This is a genomic window from Nocardia nova, assembly GCF_002933465.1.
In the GTDB taxonomy this organism is placed as follows: Bacteria; Actinomycetota; Actinomycetes; order Mycobacteriales; family Mycobacteriaceae; genus Nocardia; species Nocardia nova_B.
In genome coordinates, this window is sequence record NZ_PSZE01000022.1 from 1 (window position 1) to 26,115 (window position 26,115).

Genomic DNA, 26,115 nt, shown 5'->3' on the forward strand with positions numbered 1-26,115 from the left:
CGGCGGGGGCGGTGGGCTGGGACCTCTATCTCGATCCGCAGATGGTGGCCGACGGTCAGTGGACCTGGTGTTCGGCTCAGCCGGGCCTGCCCGGAATCCGCGATATCCCGTATACGAACTACCTCGGCTGGTTCGCGGTCGGCGCCCTGATGGCGACACTGCTCGTGGCGCTCGAACGCCGCTGCGCACCGCGTGGCGCCGGACCCGCGGTACCGATCGCGGTGCTGTTGTGGACCTGGTTCGGATCGGCCCTGGCCCATGCGGTGTTCCTGGATCTGCCCGCGTCCGCGGGGTACGGCTCACTCGGTCTCGGGCTGATTGCCGTACCCGCAGTGGTCTGGGTGCTACGTGCGGCGAGCGACCGGGCCCGGCCGCTCGCGCCGGGCCACACGGGCGGTCCCGACTCCGAGCGACCACGGTTTACCGGCAGATCCGAAACCGGACCGTAGCGCGCACGGGTTGGGCGAGTCGCGCGACCGCGGCCCGCACCCCGCCGCAAACGCCCGTCGCGTGCCGACGATCACCGCGGCTCATGGCACGATGTGTGCCGTGCAGCCGAGTCCGACACCATCGAGGCCAGAGTCGACCCACCCGCCGCGGCGAACCCGGCGTCATCGCCTCTGGTCCGTAGCCTTGCTGGCGCTGCTGCTGGCGCCGTTGCTGACCGGCTGCCTGCGGGTCCAGGTATCGATGGGCGTGTCCTCCAACGACCGCGTGTCCGGCCATCTGGTGGCCGCCGTGATCCCGGCCAACGACAAGGACAAAGGCCCCGAGTTGAAGTCCCCCGAAACCCTGGCCGCGAAGATCCGGGTCGAGCCCTACAGCCAGGACGGCTACGTCGGCAGCCAGGTCTACTTCGACGACCTGACCTTCGGCGAGGTGCAGCAGTTGGGCGCGCTGTCGGATCAGACGCAGGGCATGTTCAACCTGCAATTCATCCGTACCGGCGACAAGGTCACCCTCACCGGCCGGGTCGACTTGAAATCCGTTCCGCCGCAGGGTTCCGACGTGCGGTTCACCGTCGCCTTCCCGGCCCGGGTGGCCACCACCAACGGCACTCGCCAAGGCGATTCGACGGTCTCGTGGAAGCTGCCGGCCGGCGATGTGAGCACCGTGCGCGCCGAGGTCAGCTACGCCGACCCGAACACCCGCTCCTTCGCCGGATGGGCCGGCATCGTCGGTGGCATCACCCTCGCGGTGGCCGCCATGGTCGCGGTGCTGGCGTATCTGAATCGCAACCCCACGCCGCCGTGGCGGCCGCGGGTGAAGCAGGACGCCTGATCCGGGACCATGATGGGCGCCCGTGAGCACCGCCTCCGCCGTCTCGGCCCAGCCGCCGGGAGCGGCCACGTGAGGCCGCGCGGCGCGCGGTCGGTCGTCGAGCCGCTCGTCACGGCGGGCGCGATCGTGGCCGGCGCGGGATGGGCGGTGGCACTGGTGAACCGGCTCGGCATGCGGCGGCTGCAGGCCGATGCCACCCCGGTGATCGAGCCGGTGATCGTCGCCATCCCGGCCCGCGACGAAGCAACACGACTACCGCGACTGATCGCGGATCTGCGTGCGCAGCAAGGTATTTCGCGCATGCGGATCTGGATCCTCGACGACGGATCCACCGACGGCACCTTCCCGGCCGCCGTCGAGGCGATCGGCGACGACGATCGATTCACCGTGGTCGCCGCCGACACCGACCCCGAACCCGGATGGACCGGCAAGAACGCGGCCTGCGCGCGCCTGGCCGAACTCGCGGGCGTCGCCGCCGACCCGCCACCCGGCGTCCTGATCTTCCTCGATGCCGACGTACGGCTGCGCCCGCAGGCGATCGCCGCGGCGGTGAGCGAATTGCGCCGCAGCGGTGCGGGTTCGGTGTCGCCCTGGCCGTATCAGCGGGCGGGATCGCTCGCGGAGGCGCTGGTGCAGCCGCTGCTGTGCTGGTCGTGGGCCACCACGCTGCCGGTGCGGCTGGCCGATCGCGGCCTGCGGCCCTCGACCGCGGTGGCGTGCGGGCAGTTCCTCGCCTTCGACACCGCGGTCTATCGCGCGGTGGGCGGGCATGCGGCGGTGGCCGGTTCGATCACCGAAGATCTGGCGCTGGCACGGGTACTACGGCGCGCCGGACATCGCACAGTGCTGGTGGCGGCGGGGACGCTGGCGAGTACCCGCATGTACCGCGGCGCGGCCGAAGTCGACGGCGGCTACACCCGCTGGCTGTGGTCGGCCTACGGCGGCCCGGCCGGTGCCCTGGCGGTGGATACGGTGGCCGCGGTCGCCTACGTGCTGCCCGCCCTCGCCGCGCTGTTCGGTCACGACCGGATCCGGCGGATCGGTGTCGCCGGCTACGGCTCGGGCGTCGCGAGCCGGCTGCTGGCCCGCTCACTGGAATCCGGGACGCTTCCGCGCGGCGCCGATATCGCTGCGGCGCTGGCACATCCGGTGTCGATCGGCGCGTATCTGCGACTGTCGGGCCGGTCGTGGCTGTTGCATCGGCGTGGGGCGCTGCGCTGGAAGGGCCGCCCGGTGCCGGACGGCCCGGACCGCTCCCGGCCCGGGCGCGTCGAACTCAGGGCACCGAGGTAACACCGACCGTCGGCAGGAACGCACAGGTGTTGGCGCCGTTGCGGACCGTGCCGAACACCGCCGCCAGCACCGTTCCGGAGCCGGTGTCCACCGGCACCGCCCGCACGCCGCCGACCGGCAGCGCCGCCAGGAAGAAGTTGCGGATCGCCTGCTCGAACGCCGGGCGCACCTCCGGCGGCAGATTCGGCGGCACCATCGAGCCGACGACCTGGGACATCGGGCCCATGGCGGCGAATCCGCCGCGGCCGTTGGACACGTTGAACCAGGCCACCTGCATACCGGTGGTGTCGGTGCCGTCGGGGCCCATGCCGTAGGGGACGAAGGCGAACATCGTCTGCCCCGCCTTCACCGCGGACAGATCCAGTCCGGGCACCGGCACCGCCAGCTTGGGCCACGGCCCGGGCACCGCGCCGGCCAGTGCCGGGACGAGACCGAGGGTGCTGCCGTCCTGGCAGAACGCCGACCCGGACGGATACAGGAACGGCTGGATACCCAGCTGTTTCAGCGATTCGACCGCGGTCTGATAGGCGGTCAGCAAATCCGTCGCCGCTGCCGGGTTCTGGCCCACGGCGGCGATGGTGGCGGCGGGGTCGGGCGGGGCGGCGGTCGCGGCGGCGGCGCCGGCGAAGGTCAGCGCACCGGTCACGGTGAGCGCTGCGGAAAGACGGACGAGACTGGTCACCACGGCCATCGAGGTTCTCCTGAGTTCAGCGGAACATCCGCACCAGGGTCGGTCCGCCGGGCCGCACAGCATGACTCGGGGACCTCCGCGTCGTCACGGTGCACGAGAGGGTACCGCCGGCAGAGGCGAATGCGCGGCAACTCGCCCGCGAAACGCCGATCAGGCGCTGACGACGGCCGGGGTTACCGTATAGCCGAGGTTGGTGAGCACCTCGGTGGTCGCCTTGGCGAAGTTCAAGGTGATGAAATGCAGGCAGGGCGCGCCTTCGTCGATCAGTCGCTGCCCGATCTCGGTGGCGATCTCGATGCCCACCGCGCGCACCGCGGTGCGATTGGCCTCCGGATCGTTGCCGGCCGCCTGCTCGAGCCGCTGCATGACCCGCGGGGGCAGCGGCCGACCCGACAACTCCTCGGCGCGCTGCACGGTGCGCAGCGAGGTGATCGGCATCAGCTCGGGAATGATGGGCTTGGCGCCCTGTTCGGGGTCGTAGGCCGCGACCCGGTCCCGCAGGCGCAGATAGTGTTCCACGTCGAAGAACATCTGCGTGATCGAATACTCCGCTCCCGCACGCAGTTTCGAGACCAGATAGCGCGTGTCGTGGTCCAGGTCGGGAGACCGGTAGTGCCCCTGCGGGAACGACGCCACCCCTACATGGAAGTCGCCGAGCTCGCAGACCATGCGGACCAGTTCCTCGGCGTATTCGACACCGTCGGGATGTTTGCGCCACTCCCCCAGCGGATCGCCCGGCGGGTCACCGCGCAGCACGAGCATGTTGCGAATACCGGCATCGGCGTAGCTGCCGACGATGGACCGCAGTTCGGCCACGCTGTGCCCAACCGCGGTCAGATGCGCGACGGTCAGCAGTGTGGTTTCGCGGGCCAGCTGTCCGGTGATGCGCGCGGTGCGATCGCGGGTGGATCCGCCCGCCCCGTAGGTCATCGAGACGAACGCCGGATGCATCCGCTCGAATTCACGGGCGGCGCGCCACAGCCGCGCCTCGGCCTCGGCATCGCGCGGCGGATTGAATTCGACCGAGAACGGGATGGTGCCGTCGGGGCGGCGGCCCAGCTGCCCCACCACCGAGGGAGTTCCGGACGGCGTCCGGGAAGGTCGGCCTGGGGTCGATCGTCCCCGTACGTTGTCGAAACTCACCGGTCCAGTGTAGTAGGACACCCTCCCCCGACGGGCCGCCCGGCCCGGATCCGCGCCGGTCCAGCTGCCGGTTCGGTTCGCGGGCGCCGACGGCTCCCGCCTCGGCCGAGATGCTCGCGCCGCCGCCGTTCGCACCGCGTGCGGCGCCGGTCACGTGCGGGCCACGGGCCTGTCGGGCGACGGAGCGGACGCAGTAAGGTGCACGATGGGCCGCTGGACGCCGCGATACGACTTTCCCGCGACGACCGGCCGGGACCGCCGCAGCCGTCGCCGGTGCATACACAGGCTCTCGCCCCGGCCACATCCTCGGCACGCCGGAGCCGCCCCGGCGTGCCCGGTAACGGCTCGCCGATACGACGAACTACCTGGAGGTTGCGTTGTCCGTTGGTCCGGCCAGCCCGGCACGTCCGGCGCCGAACGACTCCGCGGCGCTGGTGCGCGCGGTCGACGAGGCGCTGACCGGATTCTTCGCCGGCCGCCGCGAACTGATCGCCGAACTGGGACCGGTCGTCGTCTCCGCGACGGCCGCCCTCGAGGATTTCGTGCTGCGCGGCGGCAAGCGGACCCGGCCGTCGTTCGCCTGGACCGGATGGCTCGGCGCGGGCGGCGATCCGTCCGGTGACCAGGCCGAATCGGTGCTCACCGCGTGCGCGGCACTGGAACTGGTGCAGGCGTGCGCGCTGATCCACGACGACATCATCGACTCCTCACGTACCCGGCGCGGCTTCCCGACCGTGCACGTGGACTTCGAAGATCGCCACCGCGACCACGGCTGGGGTGGCGATTCGGCGCATTTCGGAGTGAGCGTGGCCATCCTGATCGGCGATCTGGCGCTGACGTGGGCCGACGACATGATCGCCGCGGCCGGATTGGACGCCGCGGCCCGGGCGCGGTTCGCCCCGGTGTGGGCGGCGATGCGCACCGAGGTGATGGGCGGCCAGCTGCTCGACGTGCACGGTGAGGCCGGCGCCGACGATTCGGTGGCCGCCGCGCTGCGGATCAACCGGTACAAGACCGCCGCCTACACCGTGGAGCGGCCGCTGCACCTCGGCGCCGCGCTGGCCGGGGCCGATCCGGAACTGATCGCGGCCTACCGGGAGTTCGGCACCGATATCGGCATCGCGTTCCAGTTGCGCGACGACCTGCTCGGCGTCTTCGGCGATCCGGCCGTCACCGGCAAACCGTCGGGTGACGACCTGCGCGAGGGTAAGCGCACGGTCCTGGTCGCCGAGGCACTGCGCCGCGCCGACGCCACCGATCCCGCCGCGGCGCGGCTGTTGCGCTCGTCGCTGGGCACCGACCTCGCTCCCGATCAGGTCACCCGGTTGCGCGATCTCATCACCGGACTCGGTGCCGTCGACGATGTGGAGCGCCGCATCACCGAGCTCACCGACCGCGGCCTCGGCGCGCTCGCGGCTAGTTCGGTCACCCCCGAGGCCGGCGACCGGCTGCGTGCGATGGCGCTGGCCGCGACCAGGCGGGTGTCATGAAAACCGTTGCCGGACGGTGCGATCGGATCGTCGTCGTGGGCGCCGGCCTGTCCGGGCTGGCGGCGGCGCTGTATCTGACCGGAGCCGGGCGCCGGGTCACCCTGCTCGAACGCGCCGATCATCCGGGTGGGCGAGTCGGCGTCTATCGCGGGCCGGATTACGAGATCGACTCCGGGGCAACGGTTCTCACTCTGCCCGGGCTGATCGACGAGGCGCTGGCCGCGGTCGGCACCGATGCCGCGGCCCACGGACTGCGGATCCACCGCCTCGATCCCGCCTACCAGGCGCGTTTCGCCGACGACAGCGTGATCGGAGTGTATTCGGATCCGGAGCGGATGGCGGCCGAGGTGCGCCGCGCATGCGGAGCCTCGCAAGCGCAACGCTATCGGGATCTGCGGGACTGGCTGGCCCGGATCTACACCGGCGCCTACGACCAGTTCATGGACACCAATTTCGACTCCCCGCTCGATATGGTCCGCGTACCCGAGAAGCGCGCGGCCCTGTGGAAACTGGTGCGGCTGGGCGCGTTCGGCCGGCTCGGCCCGCGGGTCGAGCGCATCCTCGGCGATCCGAAGTTGGCGCGGCTGTTCACCTTTCAGGCTCTCTACGCTGGGACCGCACCCGCGCAGGCATTGGCCGTCTACGGCGCGATTCCACATATGGACACCTCGCTGGGCGTCTACTTCCCGGTCGGCGGCATGCGGGCGATCACCGCGACGCTGGCTGCCGCGTTCACCGGCGCCGGTGGGCAGCTGGAACTGAACTGCGAGGTCAGCAGTATCGACTATCACGCCGGGCGCGCCCGGCGGGTCCGCACCGCCGACGGGCGCGGCTTCGAGTGCGATGCCGTGGTCCTGACCGCCGACCTCGGTTCGCTCAGTCGCTTCGGCATTCGCCGGCACCGCCCGCTGCGGGCGGCACCCTCCGCGGTGGTGGCGCACGGCACCATCCCGGCCGAGGTGGCGGCGCGGTGGCGGCTACAGGCCCACCACACCATCGATTTCGGCCGGGCCTGGGAGGAAACCTTCGCCGAAATCGCCGCCCGGCGCGGCCGGGGGCGACTGATGAGCGATCCGTCGCTGCTGATCACCCGGCCCGCGATCAGCGATCCCGGCCAGTTCGTCGAACGACCCACCGGCCGCTACGAACCGCTGTCGGTGCTGGCACCGTGCCCGAATCTCGATGCCGCACCCCTGGATTGGCCGCGTCTGGCCCCGGCGTACCTGCGCGAACTGCTGGCCGAGCTGGAGCGGCGCGGATACCGAGGTATCGCCGGACATTTCACCGTCGATCACCTCGACACGCCGCAGACATGGTACGAGCAGGGGATGATCGCCGGAACTCCGTTCTCGGCGGCGCACCTGTTCCGCCAGACCGGACCGTTCCGCACCCGCAATCTCGCTCGCACCCCGGCCAACGTGGTGCTGGCCGGATGCGGGACCACGCCGGGAGTCGGCGTGCCGACCACGCTGCTGTCGGGAAAACTGGCCGCCGAACGCATTACCGGCGCCTTCGGGCACGCCGACGGTGCCGCTCCGCCGACCGACGCGCTAGGGTTGCCGACAACCCATTAAACTGGCGCGCGAACTGACCACTCCCGCGGTTCCGCACCGCACCGACATTCCCGGGGGGAAGACGAACCATGCCGACCCCCGATATGGACACTGCCCCCGCGACAGCGCCGGTGACCAGCACAGTTGCCACGGTGCCGGTGACCGCCGTGCCGGTTCCCGAACCGGCCGTGCACACGGTGCGCTGGTGGGTGCGCTGGGGCGGCGACTTCTTCCGCAGCCCCGAGGGCCATGCCGCTCTGCTCGGCTTCTGGGGCGCGGTTCTGATCACCTTCGGTGGCTTGGGTGCCGGCGCGGTGCGCCGCAGCGATCCCCTGCTGGAAGCGGCCCACCTGTCCTGGCTGCGATTCGGACACGGCTACGCGCTGGCGACCATCGTGGTGTGGCTGGGTGTGCTGTCGATGATCATCGCCTGGGTTCGGTTGGGGCGCATCACCATCGGGACCGGCGCGCGTCGCGGCCCCGGCAGCACCGTGACGCTGAACGAATTGCGAGTGATCGTCGGCATCTGGATTCTGCCGCTGCTGTTCGCGGTGCCCATGTTCAGCCAGGACGTGTACTCGTATCTGGCGCAGGGCGCGCTGCTGCGCGACGGTTTCGACCCGTACAAGGTCGGGCCGGTGGTGAATCCCGGTGTGCTGCTGGACAATGTGAGCCCGGTCTGGACCACCACCACCGCACCCTACGGCCCGATCTTCTTGCTGATGGGGCAGGCCATCACCAGCATCACCGGTGACAACGTGGTGGCCGGCACCATTGCCATGCGCCTGGTCATGCTGCCGGGACTGGCCCTGATGATGTGGGCCGTCCCACATATGACCAAACACCTCGGCGGTAAGCCGACGGTCGCGCTGTGGCTGGCGGTGCTCAACCCCCTGGTGCTGATCCATCTGATCGGCGGTGTGCACAACGAGATGCTCATGGTCGGCCTGATGGCGGCCGGCATCGCTCTGGTGCTGGAGCGGCACCACGCGGCCGGCATCGTGGTGGTCGCCATCGGGGTGGCGATCAAGGCGACGGCCGGGGTGGCGCTGCCGTTCCTGGTGTGGATCTGGATGATTCACGAACGCGAGCGGCGAGCCGCGGAGAACAAGGGGCCGCTGCCGCACCCGATTCGGACCTTCGTCAAGATCGCGGGCCTCGGCGTGTCGGTGTTCGCTGTGGTCTTCGTGGCCGCCTCCGCGGCCGCGGGCGTGGGTATCGGCTGGCTGACGGCGCTGTCGGGCTCGAAGAAGATCATCAACTGGCTCTCGCTGCCGACGATCATGGCGCACATGGTCACCTGGGTAACGCCGCTGAATCTGGGTGAGGTGCTGGTGTGGACGCGCGGACTCTGCGCGCTCGCACTGGTCGCCATCCTGGTATGGACCTGGTGGCGCTACAAGAGCTCCGAACGCGATGCGGTGATGGGCATTCTCATCGCTTTCGTCGCGATCGTGATTCTGTCCCCCGCCGCACTGCCCTGGTACTACTCGTGGCCGCTGGCGTTGGCCGCCGGATTCGCCATGTCGACCACCACCCTGATGATCCTGGTGGGGTTGTGCACCTGGTTGATGCTGGTGTTCCAGCCGGGCGGCTCGATCGGCCTGTACAACGTCTGGCACGTCGCGGCGGCCACCTTCGTCGCCGTGGTGGCGGCGCTGTCGTTGCGCAAGGTGGATCCGCTGCGGCTGCGCGCGGATTCGGGCAGACCCAAGCAATGACCGGCCGCGGCCCCGACGCCGAACTGGCGGCCGCATACCGGCACTGCAGAGCCATCGCGGCGGAACACGGCCGCACCTATTTCCTGGCCACCCGACTACTGTCCCCGCCCCAACGGGCCGCGGTACACGCGCTCTACGCGTTCGCACGTACCGTCGACGACATCGTCGATCATGCCGAAAGCACATGCGAGGCGGCCGGTTTCGGTGGGCTCGGTCACCGGAGCTCGAGCGCGGCGCGGGATCTCGCCTCCACCGACTCCGATCGCACGACCGGCCAGGCCGCGTTCGATTCCGGAACTGCCGATCTCACTGCGACATTGCGCCTGGACCGAATCGACACGCAACTTCACACAGCACTGAAGGATGCGGGGCTGCTCGCAGAGATCAGGCGGGACGAGCCCGTCCGCGGGTTCGGCGCCACCCGCGCGGGCGGGCGCATCGGTGCGGCCGACTGCCGGACCGCTGCCGGAACAACGGAGGCCGAGCTCCCGCGCGCCGCAAGCGTGGCGATCGACGGCCCGGTACTCACCGCCCTCGTCCACACCATTGCCCGGTATCGCATTGCGCCCGAACACTTCCGGGTGTTCCTCGATGCCATGCGGATGGATGTGCCAGGAAGTCCGCTGTTCCGGAATCGGTATGCGAATATGGGCGAATTGCGGGAGTACATGCGCGGTTCGGCGGCGGCGATCGGGCTGCAACTGCTCCCGGTTCTCGGCACGGTGGTACCGGTGGCCGAGGCCGAACCGGCGGCCGCCGCGCTGGGTGAGGCATTCCAGCTCACCAACTTTCTGCGGGATATCGCCGAAGATCTCGATCGCGGGCGCATCTACCTGCCGGGTGACGAACTCGCCGCCTTCGGCGTCGACGCCGGTCTGCTCGCCCACTGCCGGCGTACCGGCGGGACCGATCCCCGGGTACGCCGCGCCCTGGCACATCTGATCGCGATCAACCGCGCGGTCTATCGGACCGCCGCGCCGGGCATCGATCTGCTCCGTCCGCGCGTACGCCCCGCCATTCGCACCGCGGCCGTGTTGTACGGCGAAATCCTCGACGAGATCGAGCGCCACGACTACGCCGTATTCGACCGCCGCGCAACGGTTCCCACCTCGCGGCGGCTCCGGGTCGCGGTCACCGAATTCGGTTCCGGGCTGCGCCGGCCGAGAAGTCCGGCCCCGCCTCTCCACACCCCGTTCCACCGGACATTCCGCACAGCACAACCGAACGCGCCACACATCTGACGCCGAACGGGCCGCGCCCCACGAGAACTCCGGCACCCGCGAACGGCCGAGTCGCCTCGCACGAGCAGGCGCGCTGCGCGACGACCCGGCATTGCGCTTCGCGCACAGCACAGCCACCGAGCAGTACTCGACAAGTGCGGCCTCCAGCTCAGCGCCGAAAAAAACCGCGCCCCGACGGCCCCGGTCCGCTCGTGGCGGACGCCGGGACGGACGGGCCGAGCCTCGACGATCCGGCCAGGGTGGTTCAGCTCGTACCACTCGAACCTGGCGGGCATGACCGCCACAACCGACTACCTCGCGGCGTCGAGCGGCCGCGCTCCCGAGCCGAGGCCGAACGCTCGCCTCAGAACGGTTCGGCCGCGGCCCGGCGGACGACCTCGCGGGCGAGCGGCCCGTGGATGGCGTCGATCGGACGGCCGGGCAGGGTGTCGTCCTCGGCGTAGATCCATTCGAGGATTTCCTCGTTCGTATATTTCGCATCACGCATCACCGTGATGAGGCCGGTCAGGGGCTTGACGACCGCGCCCGAGGAATCGAAGAAATCTTTCGGGATACCGGCGATACCACCGCGGCGGATCGCGATCAATTGATGATCGCGCAGCATCTGATGCACTCTGGTCACCGCGATGCCGAGTTGTTCGGCCACATCCGGCAACGGGAGCAAGGTCACCGATTCGGGAACGACATCGTCGCTGCAAGGAAATGCACTCACCTGCACAACGGTAGTCCGTCGGCATCCGGATACAGCGTACGCCCGGTTTCGGCGGGGACGTAAGCACGTCATCAGCGACCGTGACGGCGCACGCCTATACGATCGGTGGTGCCGTCACGGGGGCGGCAACCGCTAGGTGAAATTCGGAGGACAGCAGTTGATCGGCCAGATGCTGGACGGGCGCTACCGCATCGACGCGCCGATCGCGCGTGGTGGGATGTCGATGGTGTTCCGGGGAGTCGACTCCCGGCTGGACCGGCCCGTGGCGATCAAGGTGATGGATCCGAAGTTCGCCGGCGACCCGCAGTTTTTGACCCGCTTCGAATTCGAAGCCCGCTCGGTGGCCAAGCTGAAGCACCCCTCGCTCGTGGCGGTCTACGACCAGGGCATCGACGGGGAGTATCCGTTCCTCATCATGGAGCTCGTCGAGGGTGGCACCCTGCGCGAACTGCTGCGCGAACGCGGCCCGATGCCCCCGCACGCGGTGCGCGCGGTCGCCGAACCGGTACTGCGCGCGATCGGTGTCGCGCACGCCGCGGGACTGGTGCACCGCGACGTCAAACCGGAGAACGTGCTGATCTCCGACGCCGGTGAGGTCAAGATCGCCGACTTCGGCCTGGTGCGGGCGGTGGCCGGCTCGAATATGACCTCGGCCAGCGTCATCCTCGGCACCGCGGCGTATCTGTCGCCGGAACAGGTCACCGCCGGGAACGCCGACGCCCGCAGCGACGTGTACTCCTTCGGCATCCTGATCTTCGAAATGCTCACCGGCCGTGCGCCGTTCACCGGCGACACCTCGCTGTCGATCGCGTATCAGCGGGTCGAGAAGGACGTGCCGAGCCCGAGCCGGTTCATCGAGGGCGTGCCGCCGGAGTTCGACGATCTGGTCGCGCACGCCACCGCCCGCGAACCCGCGCACCGCTTCGCCGATGCCACCGAAATGGCCGCCGAACTGCATCGCATCGCCACCGTGCTGCATCTGCCCGACTACCGGGTACCGGCCCCCCGGGAATCGGCCGAACACGTGTCCGCCCGATACCGCGTCGTGCAGACCCCGGCCGCGGCCGCCGGACCGGCCCACACCCCGCAGCCGGTCACCGAGGCGACGACCAGGCTCGCGTCCGAACCGTCGCGCACCCGGGTCATGACCGCGGCCCATCCGATGCCCGAGCCCGAACCGGAGCGTCCGCACCAGCCGCCGGCGCCGCCGCATCGGCCGGAATTCGTACCCGATCGCGGCAGGTCCCGGCGCCGGGTGTTGATCTGGGCGGCCGTGGTGGTGGTGCTCGCGCTGCTGCTGGGCATCGGCGGCTGGTGGCTGGGGGTCGGCCGCTATTCGTCGGTGCCGGCGATCGCGGGGATGACCACAGAACAGGCGACCGCGAAGCTGAAGGACGCCGGATTCGGGACGACGGTGCGCGACAAGGCGTCCGACATCATTCCGGTGGGCGGCGTGGTAGGCACCGATCCCTCCGCCGGGGCGAAGGTGCTGAAGGGGTCGACGGTCGCCGTCCTGGTGTCCAGCGGACAGCCGCACGTGCCGCAGTTTCAGCCGGGCCAGGACATGACGACGGTGAACCAGCTCATCCGCGATGCCGGGCTCACCCCCGTCGACGGCGGCGAGAAACCCAGCACCGCCCCGAAAGGCTCGGTGGCGCAATTGGATCCGGCACCCGGCACGGTCCTGCCGACCGGCGCGCAGGTGAAGGTCTACCGCAGTAAGGGTTCGCAGCCGGTGAAGCTGCCCGACGTGCGCGGAAAGACCGTCGAGGAGGCGAAGGCGGCGCTGCAGAACGCCGGGCTCGCCGTAGGCGACACTCGCACCGACTTCGACGCGAGGATCAAGTCGGGTCAGGTCGCGGCCACCGATCCGGCCGCCGGCACCCAGGTGCTCTCCGGCGCCACGGTGACGCTGATCGTCTCCGACGCCATCCAGCTTCCCGATGTCACCGGCAAGAACGCCGCCGTGGCCCGCTCCGAACTCGAGGGGATGGGCCTCAAGGTCGTGCTGAACCAGGTGTTCAGCGGCGACCGCGGCACGGTCCGCGTGCAGTCACCGTTCGGCGGTTCGAATGTGGCGCCCGGATCCACGGTCACCCTCACCGTCCTGCCGTTCTGATCCGAGCTCAGCCGAGCACGCCACCCACATCGGCGCCGCCGAGCAGTTCGGCCTCGCTGATGCCCAGCCGCCGACTGGCCAGGTCGAGCGCCTGCTGCAGCACCGCGCTGGCACTGGCGCCCACTACCTGGGAATGTTCGAGCCGGCCGTTGCCGCGCACTACCCGCACTCGGCAGCGCCACGCGATTCCGGCGCGGTCGACCTCCGGGCGTTCGATCACGATCGTCACCGGGACACCGTCGATCTCGAGCACGTGTTCGGCGAGGGCGGCGATCGGCCTGCTCGCGGTTTGCAATCCCCTGGCTACCGATGCGCTCTGCATAGCGATCCTCTCAGCACATTTCCCGCACAGCCCGTTGCCGCTGCAGTGTCACGCCTGGAAACCTAGTGCAGGTTCGGACGTTCAGCAACTGAACAGCTAACTTTTGCGGATCATGTCACGATCGCGTGATTTCCCGGGCGAGCGGTTTCAGCCGACCGCCAGCAAAGGGTCACCGGTCTCCGGATCGTTGACCGCCACCACCGCCGTGGTGGTGAACACCTCCACGGGCACCCCGCCGATACTCGGGCTGATGTTGGTGGTGATCTGCGCGGCGGCAGCGGCAGGCGCGTAGCCGTGGGAAACGTCGAACTCCCAGGAGATCTCGTAGCCCCAGCAGATGTTGAAGATCAGCAGGCGACTGCCGTCGCGCAGCACGACCTCCGACGGAATCCCGTCGCGGTCGCGGTCGCGCAGCAAGCGCAGGATGATGCGATCGGCGTTGCCGATCCGCAGCGCGCTCTGCGCGCTGGCCGGACCTTCCCCGCGCGGGCGGCCGTCACCGCGCGAGGGGCCCTCGTCATTGCGAAATACGACGTCCACTACGGCCGATCCGTCACCGCAGCATCTCGGCGACCAGGAATGCCAATTCCAAGGACTGCTGGGTATTGAGGCGCGGATCGCAGGCCGTCTCGTAGCGGTCCTCCAGATCCAGATCCGAGATGTCCTGGGCGCCGCCGAGGCATTCGGTGACGTTCTCGCCGGTGAGCTCGATGTGCAGGCCACCCGGATGAGTGCCCAGGGCGTGGTGCACCTCGAAGAAGCCCTGCACCTCGTCGACGATGCGGTCGAAGTGGCGGGTCTTGTAGCCGGTGGAGGATTCGTGGGTGTTGCCGTGCATGGGATCGCACTGCCAGATCACCTGATGTCCGGTGGCCTGCACCTTCTCGATGATCGGCGGCAGCACGTCGCGGACCTTGGTGTTGCCCATCCGCGCGACCAGGGTGAGCCGGCCCGGCTCGTTGGTGGGATCGAGCCGCTCGACATATTCCACCGCCTGATCCGGCGTGGTGCTCGGGCCGATCTTGATACCGATCGGATTGGCCAGCAGTTCGGCGAAGGCGATGTGGGCGCCGTCGAGTTGCCGGGTACGCTCACCGATCCACAGGAAATGCGCGGACAGGTCGTAGAGCACCGGATCGCCGGCGGCGTTGTGGGACAGCCGCAGCATCGCCCGCTCGTAATCGAGGACCAGCGCCTCGTGGCTGCAGTAGATCTTGGCCGACTGCAGGCTGGGATCCTGAACCCGGCAGGCGTTCATGAACGCCAGGCCGCGGTCGATCTCGGAGGCCATCTGCTCGTAGCGGGCGCCGGCCGGCGACTGCGCGACGAAATCGCGGTTCCAGTCGTGCACCTTGTGCAGATCGGCCATCCCGGCGCCGGTGAGCGCGCGCACCAGGTTCATCGCGGCGCTGGCGTTGGCGTAGGCGCGCACCAGCCGCGAGGGGTCGTGCTCGCGCTGGGCCGCGTCGGCGACCAGCGCGTTGACCATGTCGCCGCGATAGGACTTGAGGCCCAGCGCGTCGACGTCAGCCGAGCGGGGTTTGGCGTACTGGCCCGCGATTCGGGCTACCTTCACCACCGGCAGGCTCGCACCGTAGGTGAGCACCACCGCCATCTGCAGCAGGGTGCGGATATTGCCGCGGATATGCGGCTCGGTGTTGTCGGCGAAGGTCTCCGCGCAGTCGCCGCCCTGCATCAGAAAGGCTTCGCCGCGGGCCACCTCGGCCAGGTGCAGGCGCAACTCCTCGACCTCGGCGGGCACGCACAGCGGCGGCACACTCTCGAGGACGGTGCGCATGGTGGCGGCCTGCTCGGGATCCCACGACGGCTGCTGCAGGGCGGGGCGGGCGAGCGCGGCGTCGAGTCGCCGACGGAGCTCGGCAGGCAACGGTGGCAGTTCCGGCAAGCGATCGATCGGTACGTCGACGGTCCAGTTCACCAGTTCAGAATACGGACCTTCCGCAACCGCGGGGTAACCCGGAGGGTAGGGGCGATGAATACGACCGCGCCGGCGGGGCCGTACCCTCGAGCGCGGGGCCGGGTCGGGCGGTTCGGCCGAGATATCACCGCGAGCGCCGGTGAACGCCGAATCGGAAAGGGCACGACCGCGTGAAATATTTTTATGACTGCGAATTCATCGAGGACGGAGTGACGATCGATCTGATTTCGATCGGCGTGGTCTGCGAGGACGGTCGGGAATATTACGCGGTGTCAACGGAATTCGACCCCGAACGAGCCGGGCAGTGGGTGCGGCGCAATGTGTTGCCGAAACTTCCCTCCCCCTCCTCGCCGCTGTGGCGCAGTCGGCAGCGCATTCGCGACGACCTCTATCAATTCCTGATACCGCGACCGACCGTGCGTCCGGAATTGTGGGCGTGGGTGGGGGCCTACGACCATGTGGCGTTCTGCCAGCTGTGGGGTTCGATGGTGGATCTGCCGGCGGCCCTGCCGCGCTACACCAACGAGCTGCGCCAGCACTGGGATCACCACGGCCGACCGGAATTGCCGCCGGTGCCGGCCGACGCGCACGACGCGCTCGCCGACGCCCGGCACAATCTCGCCAAGTACGAGGCCATCGAGGCGTTCCGCCGCAGCGGCGCGATCACCGGTCTCGATCGCCGCTAGTCGACGACTTCGGCGCGCGGCGCTGCGGGGCGAGGCCCTCGGCGACCGCGACGGCCGCTCGCGCGGCAGGTTCGTGCCGAGACCGTAAGGGCGGAAGTCAGCTCGCCAGGGACTCCGGGATCCGCTCGGCCTCGGGGCGGCTGCCGGAGGGTACGCCCTTCTTCAGGCTGGCGGCGTAGACGTCGACGTACTCCTGACCCGACATCCGCATCAACTCGTACATGATCTCGTCGGTGACGGCGCGCTCGACGAAGCGGTTACCGCCCATTCCCTCGTAACGGGAGAAGTCGATCGGCGCGCCGAACTTCACGGTGACGCGGCGGCGGCGCCACCGGAACGGGCCGGGAGGACACACCTCGTCGGTCCCGATCAGCGCCACCGGGATCACCGGCACACCGGTCTCCAGGGCAAGGCGTGCCACACCGGTCTTGCCCTTGTACAGGCGACCGTCGGGCGAGCGGGTACCTTCCGGGTACAGGCCCACCATGCGACCCTCGCTCAGCAGTCTACGAGCGGTGTTGAGCGCATCCTCGGCGGCGCTGGCGCCGCTGCGGTCGATCGGATACTGGCCGGTGCCGGAGAAGAAGAACTTCTGCAGCCGGCCCTTGAGTCCGGGCGTGGTGAAGTATTCGGCCTTGGCCAGATAGGTGATGCGACGCGGGCTCAGCAGCGGAGTGAACAACCAGTCGGTGAACGACAGATGATTGCCGGCGAGGATGACTGCTCCGTCGGCGGGAATATTCTCCACGCCCTCGACCTTCGGCCGGTTGTAGATGTGCATGAAGGGCCCGACCAGCACGAATTTGAGCAGCCAGTAGAACATTGCGTCCTTTCCCCTGTGATTGTCGAACGGGACCGGCCTCGTCGCAGGCACCTCCGTCGGCACCGACTCTACCGTCGCCGACCTGCTGCGACCAACCCCACACGAGGTATTTCACATGCCCGCAATCACATCGGTGAAATCGGGTACACCTGAGGTACTTCCGCCGCCCGAAAACCGACCGGGCGTCGAGCGAATCGGCGAGATGTATGACGCCGCGGACCGTTTGCTCCCCACCTCGTGCGACCCATCCGCCCGTTCGACGCCCCGGCGCGAGAAGCCGATTCCGTTTCCCGTCGCGCGCATCGGCGCCGAGGAGGACGACGACTATTCGCGGCCCGCGGCGGAGCGCGACCGGCTCACGGCCGCCGAATCGACACCTCGGCCGGCCGCGAGCGCCGTGCGCGCGAGTTCGGCCGCGCCGATCATCCCCGCCGCCTCACCCAGTTGCGTGGTGCGGATGCGGGCCAGCGGGCGATGACGGCCGCCGGTGATGGCGGCGGCGTAATGCTCGCGCGCGTCGTCGAGGAACAACGGTGCCGAGGAGCTGACGCCACCCGCGACGACGATCAGATCGGGATCGAAGATGTCGCTGACGAAGGCCAGTCCCAGCCCGAGCCAGCGGGCGAAGTCGGCCATCACGTGCAGCGCCACCGGATCACCGTCGTGCGCCGCGCCCGCGACCCGGCGCCCGGTCAGCGATCCCGGATCGCCGACCACCTCGCGCGCCAGGATCGTCGACGGCATCGGATCGGTCGCCAGCATTTCGATCGCGGTGTCGACCAGGGCCGTACCACTGCAATAGCGCTCCCAGCAGCCGCGTTTGCCGCACGGGCAGATCCGGCCGTGCGGCACCACCTGCAGATGTCCCAATTCCGGTGCGACACCGTAACTTCCACGATACAGCCGCCCCTCCACCAGCAGCGCCGCGCCGATGCCGGTGCCGATGGCGACCAGCACGCCGTTGTGCGCGCCCGCGGCCGCGCCGAACCGGTATTCCGCCCACATCGCGGCATTGGCATCGTGTTCGAGGATCACCGGCAACCCGAGCCGGCGTCCGAGCCGACCGGCGACAGCGGTGTCCTCCCACGGCAGATGCGGCGCGAAACGCACCGAGGAGCGGGATTCGTCGACGAATCCGGCGACCGCCAGCCCGACCGCGCCGATGTCGTGGCGCGCGCACAGTTCCTGCACCGTGCGGTCGAGACCGTCCTCGAGTGCTTGCGCCGAATGCGGGGTGGGCGCCTGGACGGTGTCGAGAACCTCCCCGTCCCCGTCGACGACCGACGCCCGGATATTCGTCCCGCCGACATCGATGCCGACAGTGAGCGGAGCCTCTCTTGCGACCCTGGTGGTCATTTCTTGATCCGCACCGGGATGGGAACGTATCCGGGTCGCTCGACCGAATCCCGCCCCCGCCCAGCACGTTTGGCTGCGCGCCGATCACTCCGCCGCGCCTCGCCCGCCTGCTCGTCGCGTGCCTGTGCGGGCCCCCGCACACTCCCAGCCTCCGCTGTGCCGCCCTTCGCCGCGCGCGCTTTCCGCGCCGTCGATCCCCTCGCGGGCCGCCCTTCTCGCCCGCGCCCGGCCCGGTCACCGCGCCGACCCGAAGCTCCGGCGCCGCCATGCTCGTCGTCTCCACCGTGCCCACTGCCGCGCACCGCCGCCCCGGCACCGTGGGCATCCTCCGCCCCGCCGCCTTCGGCTGCTCGGGCGCCGTGACGATCAGGGTCGTCACTTCGGGCGCCTGCGCGCGGATCCCGGTGCTGAGCACTGGCCCCGCCCGCGATCCAGCCGTCATGCTCGGTGCGGACCGAACTCGGATCGGCACCGACTTCCGTTGCCGCGGAATCGAATTCATCCGACGCGTCGTCGGCATCCGGAATGTCGTCCGGGAGCAGCGGTTCGACGGGCACTCCGGCCAGCGCTTCACGCAGCACGGTCACGATCGCGGTGCCGTGGTCGGCGACCGCGGCGACGACCTCGTGGTGTTCGCCGCGAACCAGCGCCGCGGCCGCGCAGACGGGACACCAGCTGCAGCTGTCCCATTCGCGGCCGTCGGCGGCCGCACGACGCAGGGCGGGTTCGATTCGTTCGAGCAGGGTTTCGGCGAGGGCGCGCAGTTCCTGGGCGAATTCGCCGAAACTGTCCGCGTGGGCGTGGGTCATTGCGGCCAGACCCCCGGGTCGGGCCGGAAACGAACGATGAGCTGCTCACCGTCGAGTTCGGCGCCGTCGACCGTGCACCGCCGCAATACCGGCGCCAGGCGTAGCCGCCGCCGGACCCCGTCCGCTCCCACGATCACATCGTCCTCCACTCGTCCGAGTCGCAGCGTGGCCGGGTCGACCACCGGCAGACGCATCCGCAGCGTGAATACCGAATCCAGCCCGGTGCCCGACTCCCACCGCACCTCCGGCTCCCCTGCCGCGGTACCCGGCTCCGGCGTCGTGTCGCCCAGCATAGGGTCTGGCTCGGCAGTCGGCGGGTTGCCACGAACGGGCAATGCCTGTGCCAGCGCCGACAACGCCCGCGGCCCGACCGGTTCCGGCCCGCTGTGATGGGCGATCACCACGGGCACATCCGGCATCCGGCGGCGCAGGTCCGCGATCACGTCGAGTTGTTCCGCGCGCCGCTGCAGATACCACTGCACCGCGGGGTGCGCGCCGCCGTCGGCCGGCGGCACCGGTGGCAGCACTTTGTTCACCACCACCGCGTCCAGACGCATACCCAGCAGCGCCGCCGCCGAACGCACCCGCGCGGATTCGGCCAGCGCGACCCGTTCGGCGCCGGTGATCAGCCGGGCCCCGGTGCGTTGCGAATCGGCCAGCAGATCCCGAATCGCCGTGACCGCGGCCGCGATCCGCTCCACCGTCGCGGCCAGCACCGCGCGCCGCATATCCGTACCGGTCGCGCTCATCACCCGGGCATGGGTGGGCCAGATTCGCTCGAGGTAGCCGAGCAGGGTGTCGGGGGCGGTGACGATGCGCAACATATCCGCCGAGGGCGGGCAGTCCACGATGATCAGATCCCAGTCGTCCTCGCCGGCGAACTGCGCGATCTCGGTCAATGCGAGCAGTTCCTGCACGCCCGGCAGTCCGGTGAGCTCGGCCGGGTCGAGCGCGGCGAGGTCGATGCCGTGATCGTGGCCGGCCCCGGACAGCATCCGCGCGACGTCGCGGAACCGATCCTCCAGCAGCGCAAGCGAATCGATCTCGATGACGTCGAATCCGGGGGCGACGGTCACCACCCCGGCAACCGTGCCGGGATCGTGGGCGAAGCGGAAACCCAATGCGTCGCCGAGCGAATGAGCCTGGTCCACCGAGGCGACCAGCACGCGCTGTCCGGCCTGCACCGCGGCGATGGCCGCCGCACAGGCGAGCGTGGTCTTACCGACTCCGCCCTTGCCGATGAACAGTTCGAGACGGGTCGTGACGGCACCACGACCGCGCTGCGGAGGCCGGGTCAGCCTTCGACCCGTTTCTTGAGTTCCTTGAGGGCCGTATCGGTGATCACCTTCTCGGCCTTGCGTTTGAACATCCCGATCATCGGGATGGTGAGGTCCACGGTCAGCTCGTACACCACCTGGGTGGTGCCGTCGGGCTGGTCGATGAGCTCGTAGGTGCCGTCCTGCGCCTTCTGCAGTTCGCCGCTGACCAGCTTCCAGCTCACCGCCCGGCCGTCGGCCCGCCAGGTGTAGGACAGCACGTAGGTGTCCTTGACGACGCCGGCGTCCAGCACGAATTTCGCCGTGCGGGCCCGTCCGTCGGGGAAGGTCTCCAGTACGTCCACCGATCGTGCCGCCGACACCCAGTCCGGATACGACTGTAGATCGGCGATGACGGCCATCACCCGATCCGAGGGGGCATCGATGGTGATCGACCTCTGGGTCCGGTCGGCCATGACTGACAGCGTTTCCTTTCGACCTAGCGTGACGGCGCCACACCGGCCGGACGGCCGGCCTCCAGCCGCGATTTCACCTCGAACGACATCTTCTTGCCGGCTACCCGCCGGGAACGGTTGGCGGCCATCAGGGTTCGGGGCGAGAGTGCGGCCGCGCCCGGCGGTTCGGCGTGCAGGAAGTAGTGCAGGATCACCCCGTCCAGGGACGGCTCCAGCCAGACCTCCATGGTGCCGGTCAGCGGCCCGCTGACCGACCAGCGAATTCCCTTGTCACCCCGGTCTTCTCGTACCTCGAGGGTGAGGTCGGGCCACCAGCGGTGCCAACGCGACCGATCCGCCAGGACCTCGGCGACCGCGGCGCCGGGCGCGGCGACGAAGGTCTGGTCAGCCACCTGGATGCTGCTCACGGCTGTGGCTCGCTGCTGCGCTCGCTCATGAGGCCCGAGCCTACTGGGTCCGAGCCCGGAGGCGGTAACGCAGTGCCGAGCCCGCGCGACCTGCCGCCACGCGCGGCCCGGGCGCCGGGCGGCTCACCGGACGGAGCCGTCGGATCCCGCGACGCCGGAATGCGCGCCGGGATCGAGCAGACTACGCAGCCGGCCGCCCAGAACGTCCCAGCGCCACTGGTCGGCGACCCATTCGCGACCGGCGGCGCCCATTCGCGCCGCGGCGTCGCGGTCGGACAGGATGTCGACGACGGCGGCGGCCACGGCTCGTTCGTCGCGCCCGTCGACCACCGTGCCGGTGCGGCCCTCGAGCACGGTTTCCGGTGCGCCGCCGGAATTTCCGGCCACCACCGGCACGCCGGTCGCCGACGCCTCCAGATAGACGATGCCGAGACCTTCCACGTCGAGCCCGGCGCCGCGGGTGCGCGAGGGCATCGCGAAGACATCGGCGAGGGTGTGATGGGCGGCCAGTTCGGCGGCTGGGACGCGACCGGTGAATACCACGTCCGCCTCCAGGTCCAGCGAGCGCACCAGCGCGCGCAACTTCTCCTCGTACGGGCCGCCGCCCGCGATGACCAGCACCGCGCCGTCGATGCGGCGGCGGATCTCGCGCATGGCCAGAATCAGCATGTCCTGGCCCTTGCGCGGGACCAGCCGCGACAGGCACAGCACCGTGGGCCGCTCGCCCAGGCCGTATCGGGCGCGCAGTTCCGCCCGCGCGGCGGGATCGGGACGAAAGACAGTGCTGTCCACACCCGGCGGCAGATATTCCAGGGCCGCCTGGGCGCCGAAGGCCGCAGCGAAGCGCCGGCGCGTGTATTTGCTGACGTAGGTGACGACATCGGTGTGGTCGCCGATCACGCGCAGGACCTGCCGGGCGCCCGGCAGCATGGACCAGCCCACCTCGTGGCCGTGGGTGCTGGCGACGATTCGATCCGCGCCGAAGCGGCGCAGTGCCGGCGACATCAGGGCCAGTGGCGCGGCCGCACCGAACCAGACGGTGTCGCATCGTTGCTCGCGCAGCAGTTTCGCGGCGCGGCGCAGCACCAGCGGCGTCGGCAACATCAACGTGGTCGGGTGGCGCACCACCTCGAACGGCTGCTGGGCATCGAACCGCTGATGGGAGTCGCCGCGCCAGCGGGGCGCGTAGACGACCAGATCCTCCGGCGGCATCCGCAGCGCGAGCGAATGAACATACGACTGAATGCCGCCCGGCCGGGGCGGAAAGTCGTTGGTGATCAACAGCGTGCGGCCCATGGGGGCGAGTCTATGGGTGCGGCCGCCGCGTCCGCTTCTACGGGGTGCGGCCCGTCTCCGGCTCCATCGGTGTGGCCCGCGGCCGCTCGATGCGGGTGGCCCCGCAGCCGCCTCCGCGCGGTGGCTCCGCGGCCGGCTCTCGGGCGCCCGCCGCGGCCGGGCGGGTTCCTAGGCCGCGACGCGGGCCTTGATCCAGTCGCGCCAGGCGGCGACGAATTCGGTGTGGCCGAGCCCCAGGGTGTCGCGCAGGCCGCGATCCAGCGCGGCCTGGGCCTGGGGGCCGGTGGCGAGCCGGTGGTAGAGCGCGACCAGTTTCGGCTCTCCGAATCGGTCGGCGACGAACGCGTTGGCCGACCAGGCCTGTTCGTAGGCGAGGGCGGCATCGGCGCCCGAGCTCGGCGTGAACGCGGTATCGGACGGCAGGTCCACGGGCAGGTCACCGGAGCGGGCGCGGGTGGTGACGGTCGGCGCGAGCTGCGCGAATCGCCGCTGATTTCCGCGGTGGCCGCAGTATTCGGCGAGCCCTTCCAGCACCCACTGCGGGGAACCGTCGACGGTCCCGGCCCGGGCGGCGACGTGGGTGAGTTCGTGGCGCAGGGTTTCGCGCAGACCGTCCGGGCCGAGCCGGCGCCCGGCATCGGGCGAGAAAACGATCCGCTGACCGGTGGGCTGGGTGCCGGGCACGAACGGATCCGAGACCGAGGCCGCCGCGACCTCGTCGGACACCGGACCGGTGGCGTGGGTCAGGGCCGCGAATTCGGAACTGCTCGACGCGACGGCCACCACGGCTTCGTGGGCCCAGTCGGTACCCCACACCTGGGAGACTGCCGTGACCGCCGGGCCGACCTCGCGAGCGAGCTGGTCGACGTCGCCACGCTGGTACGGATGCCCCAGCACCACCGACAACTTGCCGTCGTCACCCGAAACGTGTTGTGCGACAACGGGTCCGTACGAACTCATGATGCGCCGCAACTCGGGCAGCTGCGGATCGGCGTGCGCCGGCGCGGAATCGGATTCCGCGGCGGCGGGCACGGTGTGCAGCCCGGTCTTCGGCAGCAGCAGTAATGCGCCGCCCGCCGCGGTCAGTGCCACCACCATGGCGAGGGTGGTGACGAACTCGAAGCGCCCACGATGCGCCAGCCATGTCCGGACCCGCAACAATCCGCTCATACGACACGATCCTCACGTCAGAGTGATGACTCGCCGCCAGATTCTCGCAGTGTTTACGGCATTCCGATCCAGTATCGGCGCGCGGAATGGAAGGGGGTGTTTCCCATCGGCGCCACCGCGACCGGCACACCGAAAGTGGAGGCGTGCAGGATCATGCCATTCCCGGCGTAGATGCCGACGTGGGAGGCGTCCGAATAGAAGAACACCACGTCGCCGGGCTGCAACGAGTCCCGGGACACCGGCGTGCCGACGGTCGCCTGCGCCTGGCTGGTGCGCGGCAGATCGATACCCACGTGGTGGAAAGCCCACTGCACCAGGCCGGAGCAGTCGAACTGATCGGGGCCGGTCGCACCCCAGACGTACGGGTCGCCGACGCGGGTCAATCCCGCGGCCAGCGCGCTGGTACCGCTGCCCGGGACCAGACCGCGAAGCAGGGTGTCGCGGTCGAAGCCGGGCGGGAACAGCGATCCGGCGAGGGTGGATTTCTCCCCGGCCGAGAGCGCACCCCAGGCCTGGATGACCTGAGCCATCGCGCCCTGCAGATCGGCGCGCTTGTGTTCGAGATCCGCGCGGACCTGGTCGGCCTTCTGCGCGGCGGCCTGTGCGGCGTCGGAGGCGGATTTGGCGGCGGTTTCGGCGGCGGTGGCCGAATCGGTGGCCTTGGAGAACTGCGCCAGCTGATCGGCGGTCTGCGTGGACAGCACGTCCAGCGTCGACATCTGGTCGAGCAGCTGCTGCGGGGAATCGGAGACCAGCACCGAGAACAGCCGGTTGGTCCGGGCGCCCTGATAGGCGGCGATCGCGGTCCGGTCCACTGCCGGTTGATATTTGCGCACCTCGGCCTTGGCGGCATCGAGGGCCTGGGTCGCGGTCGCGAGTTTGGCATCGGCGTCGCGGGCCACGCCCTGTTTGGCTTCCAGATCGCCCTGCGCGGCCAGCGCCTGCTGGTTGAGCTGCTCGGACTGATGCGACAACTCGATGAGCCGCTGCACCGCGTCACCGGCGGTGGCCGGTTGTTCCGCGGGCGCCGGATCGGCCGTCGCCAGGCCGCCGGAAGACGCTCCGAACACGAGCGCGCCCACCGCCAGTGAGCCGCCGACCAGGCGTCTGGTTCTGTTGTTGCGTTGCGCGTTGCCCTTGTGCGCTGTCACGGCCTGCCGTGCCCCGTTCTCTCGTCCCGAGCTGGAAACCACGAAGGTCTCGATAAGGTTACGGAACGGCGACCGCCCGTGTCCAGCAGAGCACGAAACGATCACGCCGTATACCCCGAATACCCGGATCGGCGGTCCGAACTGTGCGGAATGCGCCGATCCGGGGGTCGTGGATAAGCCGCTTCGCGGCGTGTCGAATCAGTAGCGGCGAGCGCCCGCGACCGGCATCGAGGAGATCGGGGCGACCTTCACCGGCTCACCGGCGGTCGAGGCGTGCACGACGTTGCCGTCGCCGACATAGAGCGCGGAGTGGCTGCCGCCGTAGAAGGACACCACGTCACCGGGCTGCAGCGCGTCGAGCGAGACGGGGGTGCCCTCCTCGAGCTGTTCGTAGCTCGTGCGCGGCAGTTCGCGACCGGCCTGCTCGTAGGACCACTTCACCAGACCCGAGCAGTCGAAGGCGTTCGGGCCCGCGGCACCGTACGAGTAGGGGGCGCCGACCTTGGACAGGGCGGCATCGGCCGCGCGCTGGCCGACGGTCGGCTGCGGCGCGAACGGCGCGGGCGCGATCCCCGGGATCTGAATGCCCGGCGGAACGGCGCCCGGCGGAACGGCGCCGAGGACCTGATCGGGAACATCGAAGGTGCCGACGCCCGGTACGGTGACCGGCGCCGCCCCGGCGGTGGTCGCCGGGAGCAGCAGAGCGCTGAGGGTTGCTGCGCCAACGGCTCCGGCCGCAACGGCCCGGCGGGCGGTACGAGGCAGCCCCTGAACCTGTCGCTTGATCGCCATGATGCGGTACTCCTCATCTGCCCCACGACGCCGCACCCGGTGGTGCGTCGGACTCCGTGAGGTCTCGAAAAGGTTACGAGGACATAACGGCGCGTTGTAAAGCCCCCGCGTTCCGGAACGGGTTCGAATACGCGCTCCCGCTCGCCGGCGTGCGAGATGGATCACATCAATCACGAAAAGATAACGATGTCTCTCGGTGATTGCGTTTACCCAGGTGCAGCCCGCCCCGCGATCGGGCGTGCCGACGCCGGAGCCAGGAGTCACTCCGGGCGGGAAACCGCAAGTAGCCCAGGGCGTGCCGGCCAGAAACCAACCGAACAGTCCGCAGGTTTTGATGATCGACACCAGGCAGTCGAGTCCCACCTCTCCGCGACCGTCGCAGACCTCA

At 69.8% G+C, this 26,115-nt stretch carries 25 protein-coding genes; 9 read left to right on the top strand and 16 right to left on the bottom strand.

What is annotated here, in order from left to right:
* From C5E41_RS23160 to C5E41_RS23170, 3 genes are all read left to right on the top strand, one after another.
* Positions 1-449: carotenoid biosynthesis protein (locus C5E41_RS23160; protein ID WP_146097652.1), on the top strand; the 449-nt coding region annotated here is incomplete at its 5' end.
* A 91-nt stretch (positions 450-540) separates the two neighbouring features.
* Entirely contained in the window at positions 541-1,281 is a 741-nt protein-coding gene (locus C5E41_RS23165; RefSeq protein ID WP_258081193.1) for an LppM family (lipo)protein, read from the top strand.
* Between the two features lie 69 nt (positions 1,282-1,350).
* The gene (locus C5E41_RS23170) at positions 1,351-2,574 is read left to right on the top strand and encodes a glycosyltransferase (protein ID WP_258081194.1); all 1,224 of its coding nucleotides are present in this window, start codon (positions 1,351-1,353) and stop codon (positions 2,572-2,574) included.
* On the opposite strand, the gene C5E41_RS23175 is transcribed toward C5E41_RS23170, so the two are convergent.
* Complete coding sequence (locus C5E41_RS23175; RefSeq protein ID WP_104377887.1) at positions 2,558-3,265, bottom strand: hypothetical protein; 708 nt, start codon at positions 3,263-3,265, stop codon at positions 2,558-2,560. The two genes, C5E41_RS23170 and C5E41_RS23175, sit on opposite strands and share 17 nt — an antisense overlap.
* A 150-nt stretch (positions 3,266-3,415) precedes the next feature.
* On the bottom strand, positions 3,416-4,408 hold the full coding sequence (locus C5E41_RS23180) for a methylenetetrahydrofolate reductase (RefSeq protein ID WP_104377956.1): 993 nt from the start codon (positions 4,406-4,408) through the stop codon (positions 3,416-3,418).
* 365 nt (positions 4,409-4,773) lie between these two features.
* Here C5E41_RS23180 and C5E41_RS23185 point away from each other — a divergent pair, with 365 nt between their 5' ends.
* The 4 genes from C5E41_RS23185 (at position 4,774) to C5E41_RS23200 (ending at position 10,413) form a co-directional block, all read left to right on the top strand.
* Positions 4,774-5,898 carry a polyprenyl synthetase family protein gene (locus C5E41_RS23185; protein WP_104377888.1) on the top strand — a complete coding sequence of 375 codons (1,125 nt, stop codon included), beginning with the start codon at positions 4,774-4,776 and terminating at the stop codon, positions 5,896-5,898.
* Complete coding sequence (crtI, locus tag C5E41_RS23190; protein WP_104377889.1) at positions 5,895-7,472, top strand: phytoene desaturase family protein; 1,578 nt, start codon at positions 5,895-5,897, stop codon at positions 7,470-7,472. The genes C5E41_RS23185 and crtI overlap by 4 nt, the downstream gene beginning before the upstream one ends.
* A gap of 68 nt (positions 7,473-7,540) precedes the next feature.
* Positions 7,541-9,172 carry an alpha-(1->6)-mannopyranosyltransferase A gene (locus C5E41_RS23195; protein ID WP_258081196.1) on the top strand — a complete coding sequence of 544 codons (1,632 nt, stop codon included), beginning with the start codon at positions 7,541-7,543 and terminating at the stop codon, positions 9,170-9,172.
* Complete coding sequence (locus C5E41_RS23200) at positions 9,169-10,413, top strand: phytoene/squalene synthase family protein (protein ID WP_104377890.1); 1,245 nt, start codon at positions 9,169-9,171, stop codon at positions 10,411-10,413. Before C5E41_RS23195 ends, C5E41_RS23200 begins: the two co-directional genes overlap by 4 nt.
* A 343-nt stretch (positions 10,414-10,756) precedes the next feature.
* Here the strand turns inward: C5E41_RS23200 and C5E41_RS23205 are convergent, their stop codons facing one another.
* A complete protein-coding gene (locus tag C5E41_RS23205) occupies positions 10,757-11,125 on the bottom strand; it encodes an Rv2175c family DNA-binding protein (RefSeq protein ID WP_063017302.1) in 369 nt (122 codons plus the stop codon).
* A gap of 136 nt (positions 11,126-11,261) precedes the next feature.
* On the opposite strand from C5E41_RS23205, the gene pknB reads away from it, so the two are divergent.
* Positions 11,262-13,244 carry a Stk1 family PASTA domain-containing Ser/Thr kinase gene (gene pknB / locus C5E41_RS23210; RefSeq protein WP_104377891.1) on the top strand — a complete coding sequence of 661 codons (1,983 nt, stop codon included), beginning with the start codon at positions 11,262-11,264 and terminating at the stop codon, positions 13,242-13,244.
* A 7-nt stretch (positions 13,245-13,251) separates the two neighbouring features.
* Here the strand turns inward: pknB and C5E41_RS23215 are convergent, their stop codons facing one another.
* The 3 genes from C5E41_RS23215 to C5E41_RS23225 all read right to left on the bottom strand — a co-directional run bounded on the left by C5E41_RS23215 (position 13,252) and on the right by C5E41_RS23225 (position 15,505).
* On the bottom strand, positions 13,252-13,566 hold the full coding sequence (locus tag C5E41_RS23215) for a hypothetical protein (protein ID WP_146097653.1): 315 nt from the start codon (positions 13,564-13,566) through the stop codon (positions 13,252-13,254).
* Positions 13,567-13,713: 147 nt separating this feature from the next.
* The gene (locus tag C5E41_RS23220; RefSeq protein WP_104377892.1) at positions 13,714-14,106 is read right to left on the bottom strand and encodes a hypothetical protein; all 393 of its coding nucleotides are present in this window, start codon (positions 14,104-14,106) and stop codon (positions 13,714-13,716) included.
* A gap of 13 nt (positions 14,107-14,119) precedes the next feature.
* Positions 14,120-15,505 (bottom strand): class II 3-deoxy-7-phosphoheptulonate synthase, encoded by a 1,386-nt coding sequence (locus tag C5E41_RS23225; protein ID WP_104377893.1) that lies wholly within the window; start codon positions 15,503-15,505, stop codon positions 14,120-14,122.
* Positions 15,506-15,675: 170 nt separating this feature from the next.
* Here C5E41_RS23225 and C5E41_RS23230 point away from each other — a divergent pair, with 170 nt between their 5' ends.
* Positions 15,676-16,191, top strand: a complete 516-nt coding sequence (locus tag C5E41_RS23230) for a polyadenylate-specific 3'-exoribonuclease AS (RefSeq protein WP_104377894.1) — start codon at positions 15,676-15,678, stop codon at positions 16,189-16,191.
* Positions 16,192-16,288: 97 nt separating this feature from the next.
* Here C5E41_RS23230 and C5E41_RS23235 read toward each other — a convergent pair whose 3' ends face one another.
* From C5E41_RS23235 to C5E41_RS23280, 10 genes are all read right to left on the bottom strand, one after another.
* The gene (locus C5E41_RS23235; RefSeq protein ID WP_104377895.1) at positions 16,289-17,014 is read right to left on the bottom strand and encodes a lysophospholipid acyltransferase family protein; all 726 of its coding nucleotides are present in this window, start codon (positions 17,012-17,014) and stop codon (positions 16,289-16,291) included.
* Positions 17,015-17,338: 324 nt separating this feature from the next.
* Positions 17,339-18,370: an ROK family protein gene (locus C5E41_RS23240; RefSeq protein ID WP_104377896.1), complete on the bottom strand. Its 1,032-nt coding sequence runs from the start codon at positions 18,368-18,370 to the stop codon at positions 17,339-17,341.
* Positions 18,367-19,179 (bottom strand): hypothetical protein, encoded by an 813-nt coding sequence (locus C5E41_RS34065; RefSeq protein ID WP_181063383.1) that lies wholly within the window; start codon positions 19,177-19,179, stop codon positions 18,367-18,369. The genes C5E41_RS23240 and C5E41_RS34065 overlap by 4 nt, the downstream gene beginning before the upstream one ends.
* Positions 19,176-20,426, bottom strand: coding sequence for an ArsA family ATPase (locus tag C5E41_RS23250; protein ID WP_104377958.1), 1,251 nt, complete (start codon positions 20,424-20,426; stop codon positions 19,176-19,178). The genes C5E41_RS34065 and C5E41_RS23250 overlap by 4 nt, the downstream gene beginning before the upstream one ends.
* A gap of 47 nt (positions 20,427-20,473) precedes the next feature.
* The gene (locus C5E41_RS23255; RefSeq protein WP_104377959.1) at positions 20,474-20,911 is read right to left on the bottom strand and encodes an SRPBCC family protein; all 438 of its coding nucleotides are present in this window, start codon (positions 20,909-20,911) and stop codon (positions 20,474-20,476) included.
* Positions 20,912-20,934: 23 nt separating this feature from the next.
* The gene (locus C5E41_RS23260; protein ID WP_063030938.1) at positions 20,935-21,318 is read right to left on the bottom strand and encodes a polyketide cyclase / dehydrase and lipid transport; all 384 of its coding nucleotides are present in this window, start codon (positions 21,316-21,318) and stop codon (positions 20,935-20,937) included.
* A gap of 123 nt (positions 21,319-21,441) precedes the next feature.
* Positions 21,442-22,614, bottom strand: a complete 1,173-nt coding sequence (locus tag C5E41_RS23265; protein WP_104377897.1) for a glycosyltransferase family 4 protein — start codon at positions 22,612-22,614, stop codon at positions 21,442-21,444.
* Between the two features lie 168 nt (positions 22,615-22,782).
* Positions 22,783-23,784: a hypothetical protein gene (locus C5E41_RS23270; RefSeq protein ID WP_104377898.1), complete on the bottom strand. Its 1,002-nt coding sequence runs from the start codon at positions 23,782-23,784 to the stop codon at positions 22,783-22,785.
* A 53-nt stretch (positions 23,785-23,837) separates the two neighbouring features.
* On the bottom strand, positions 23,838-24,935 hold the full coding sequence (locus C5E41_RS23275; protein WP_084491868.1) for an NlpC/P60 family protein: 1,098 nt from the start codon (positions 24,933-24,935) through the stop codon (positions 23,838-23,840).
* 198 nt (positions 24,936-25,133) lie between these two features.
* A complete protein-coding gene (locus tag C5E41_RS23280; protein WP_104377899.1) occupies positions 25,134-25,727 on the bottom strand; it encodes a C40 family peptidase in 594 nt (197 codons plus the stop codon).
* Positions 25,728-26,115: the final 388 nt, after the last annotated feature.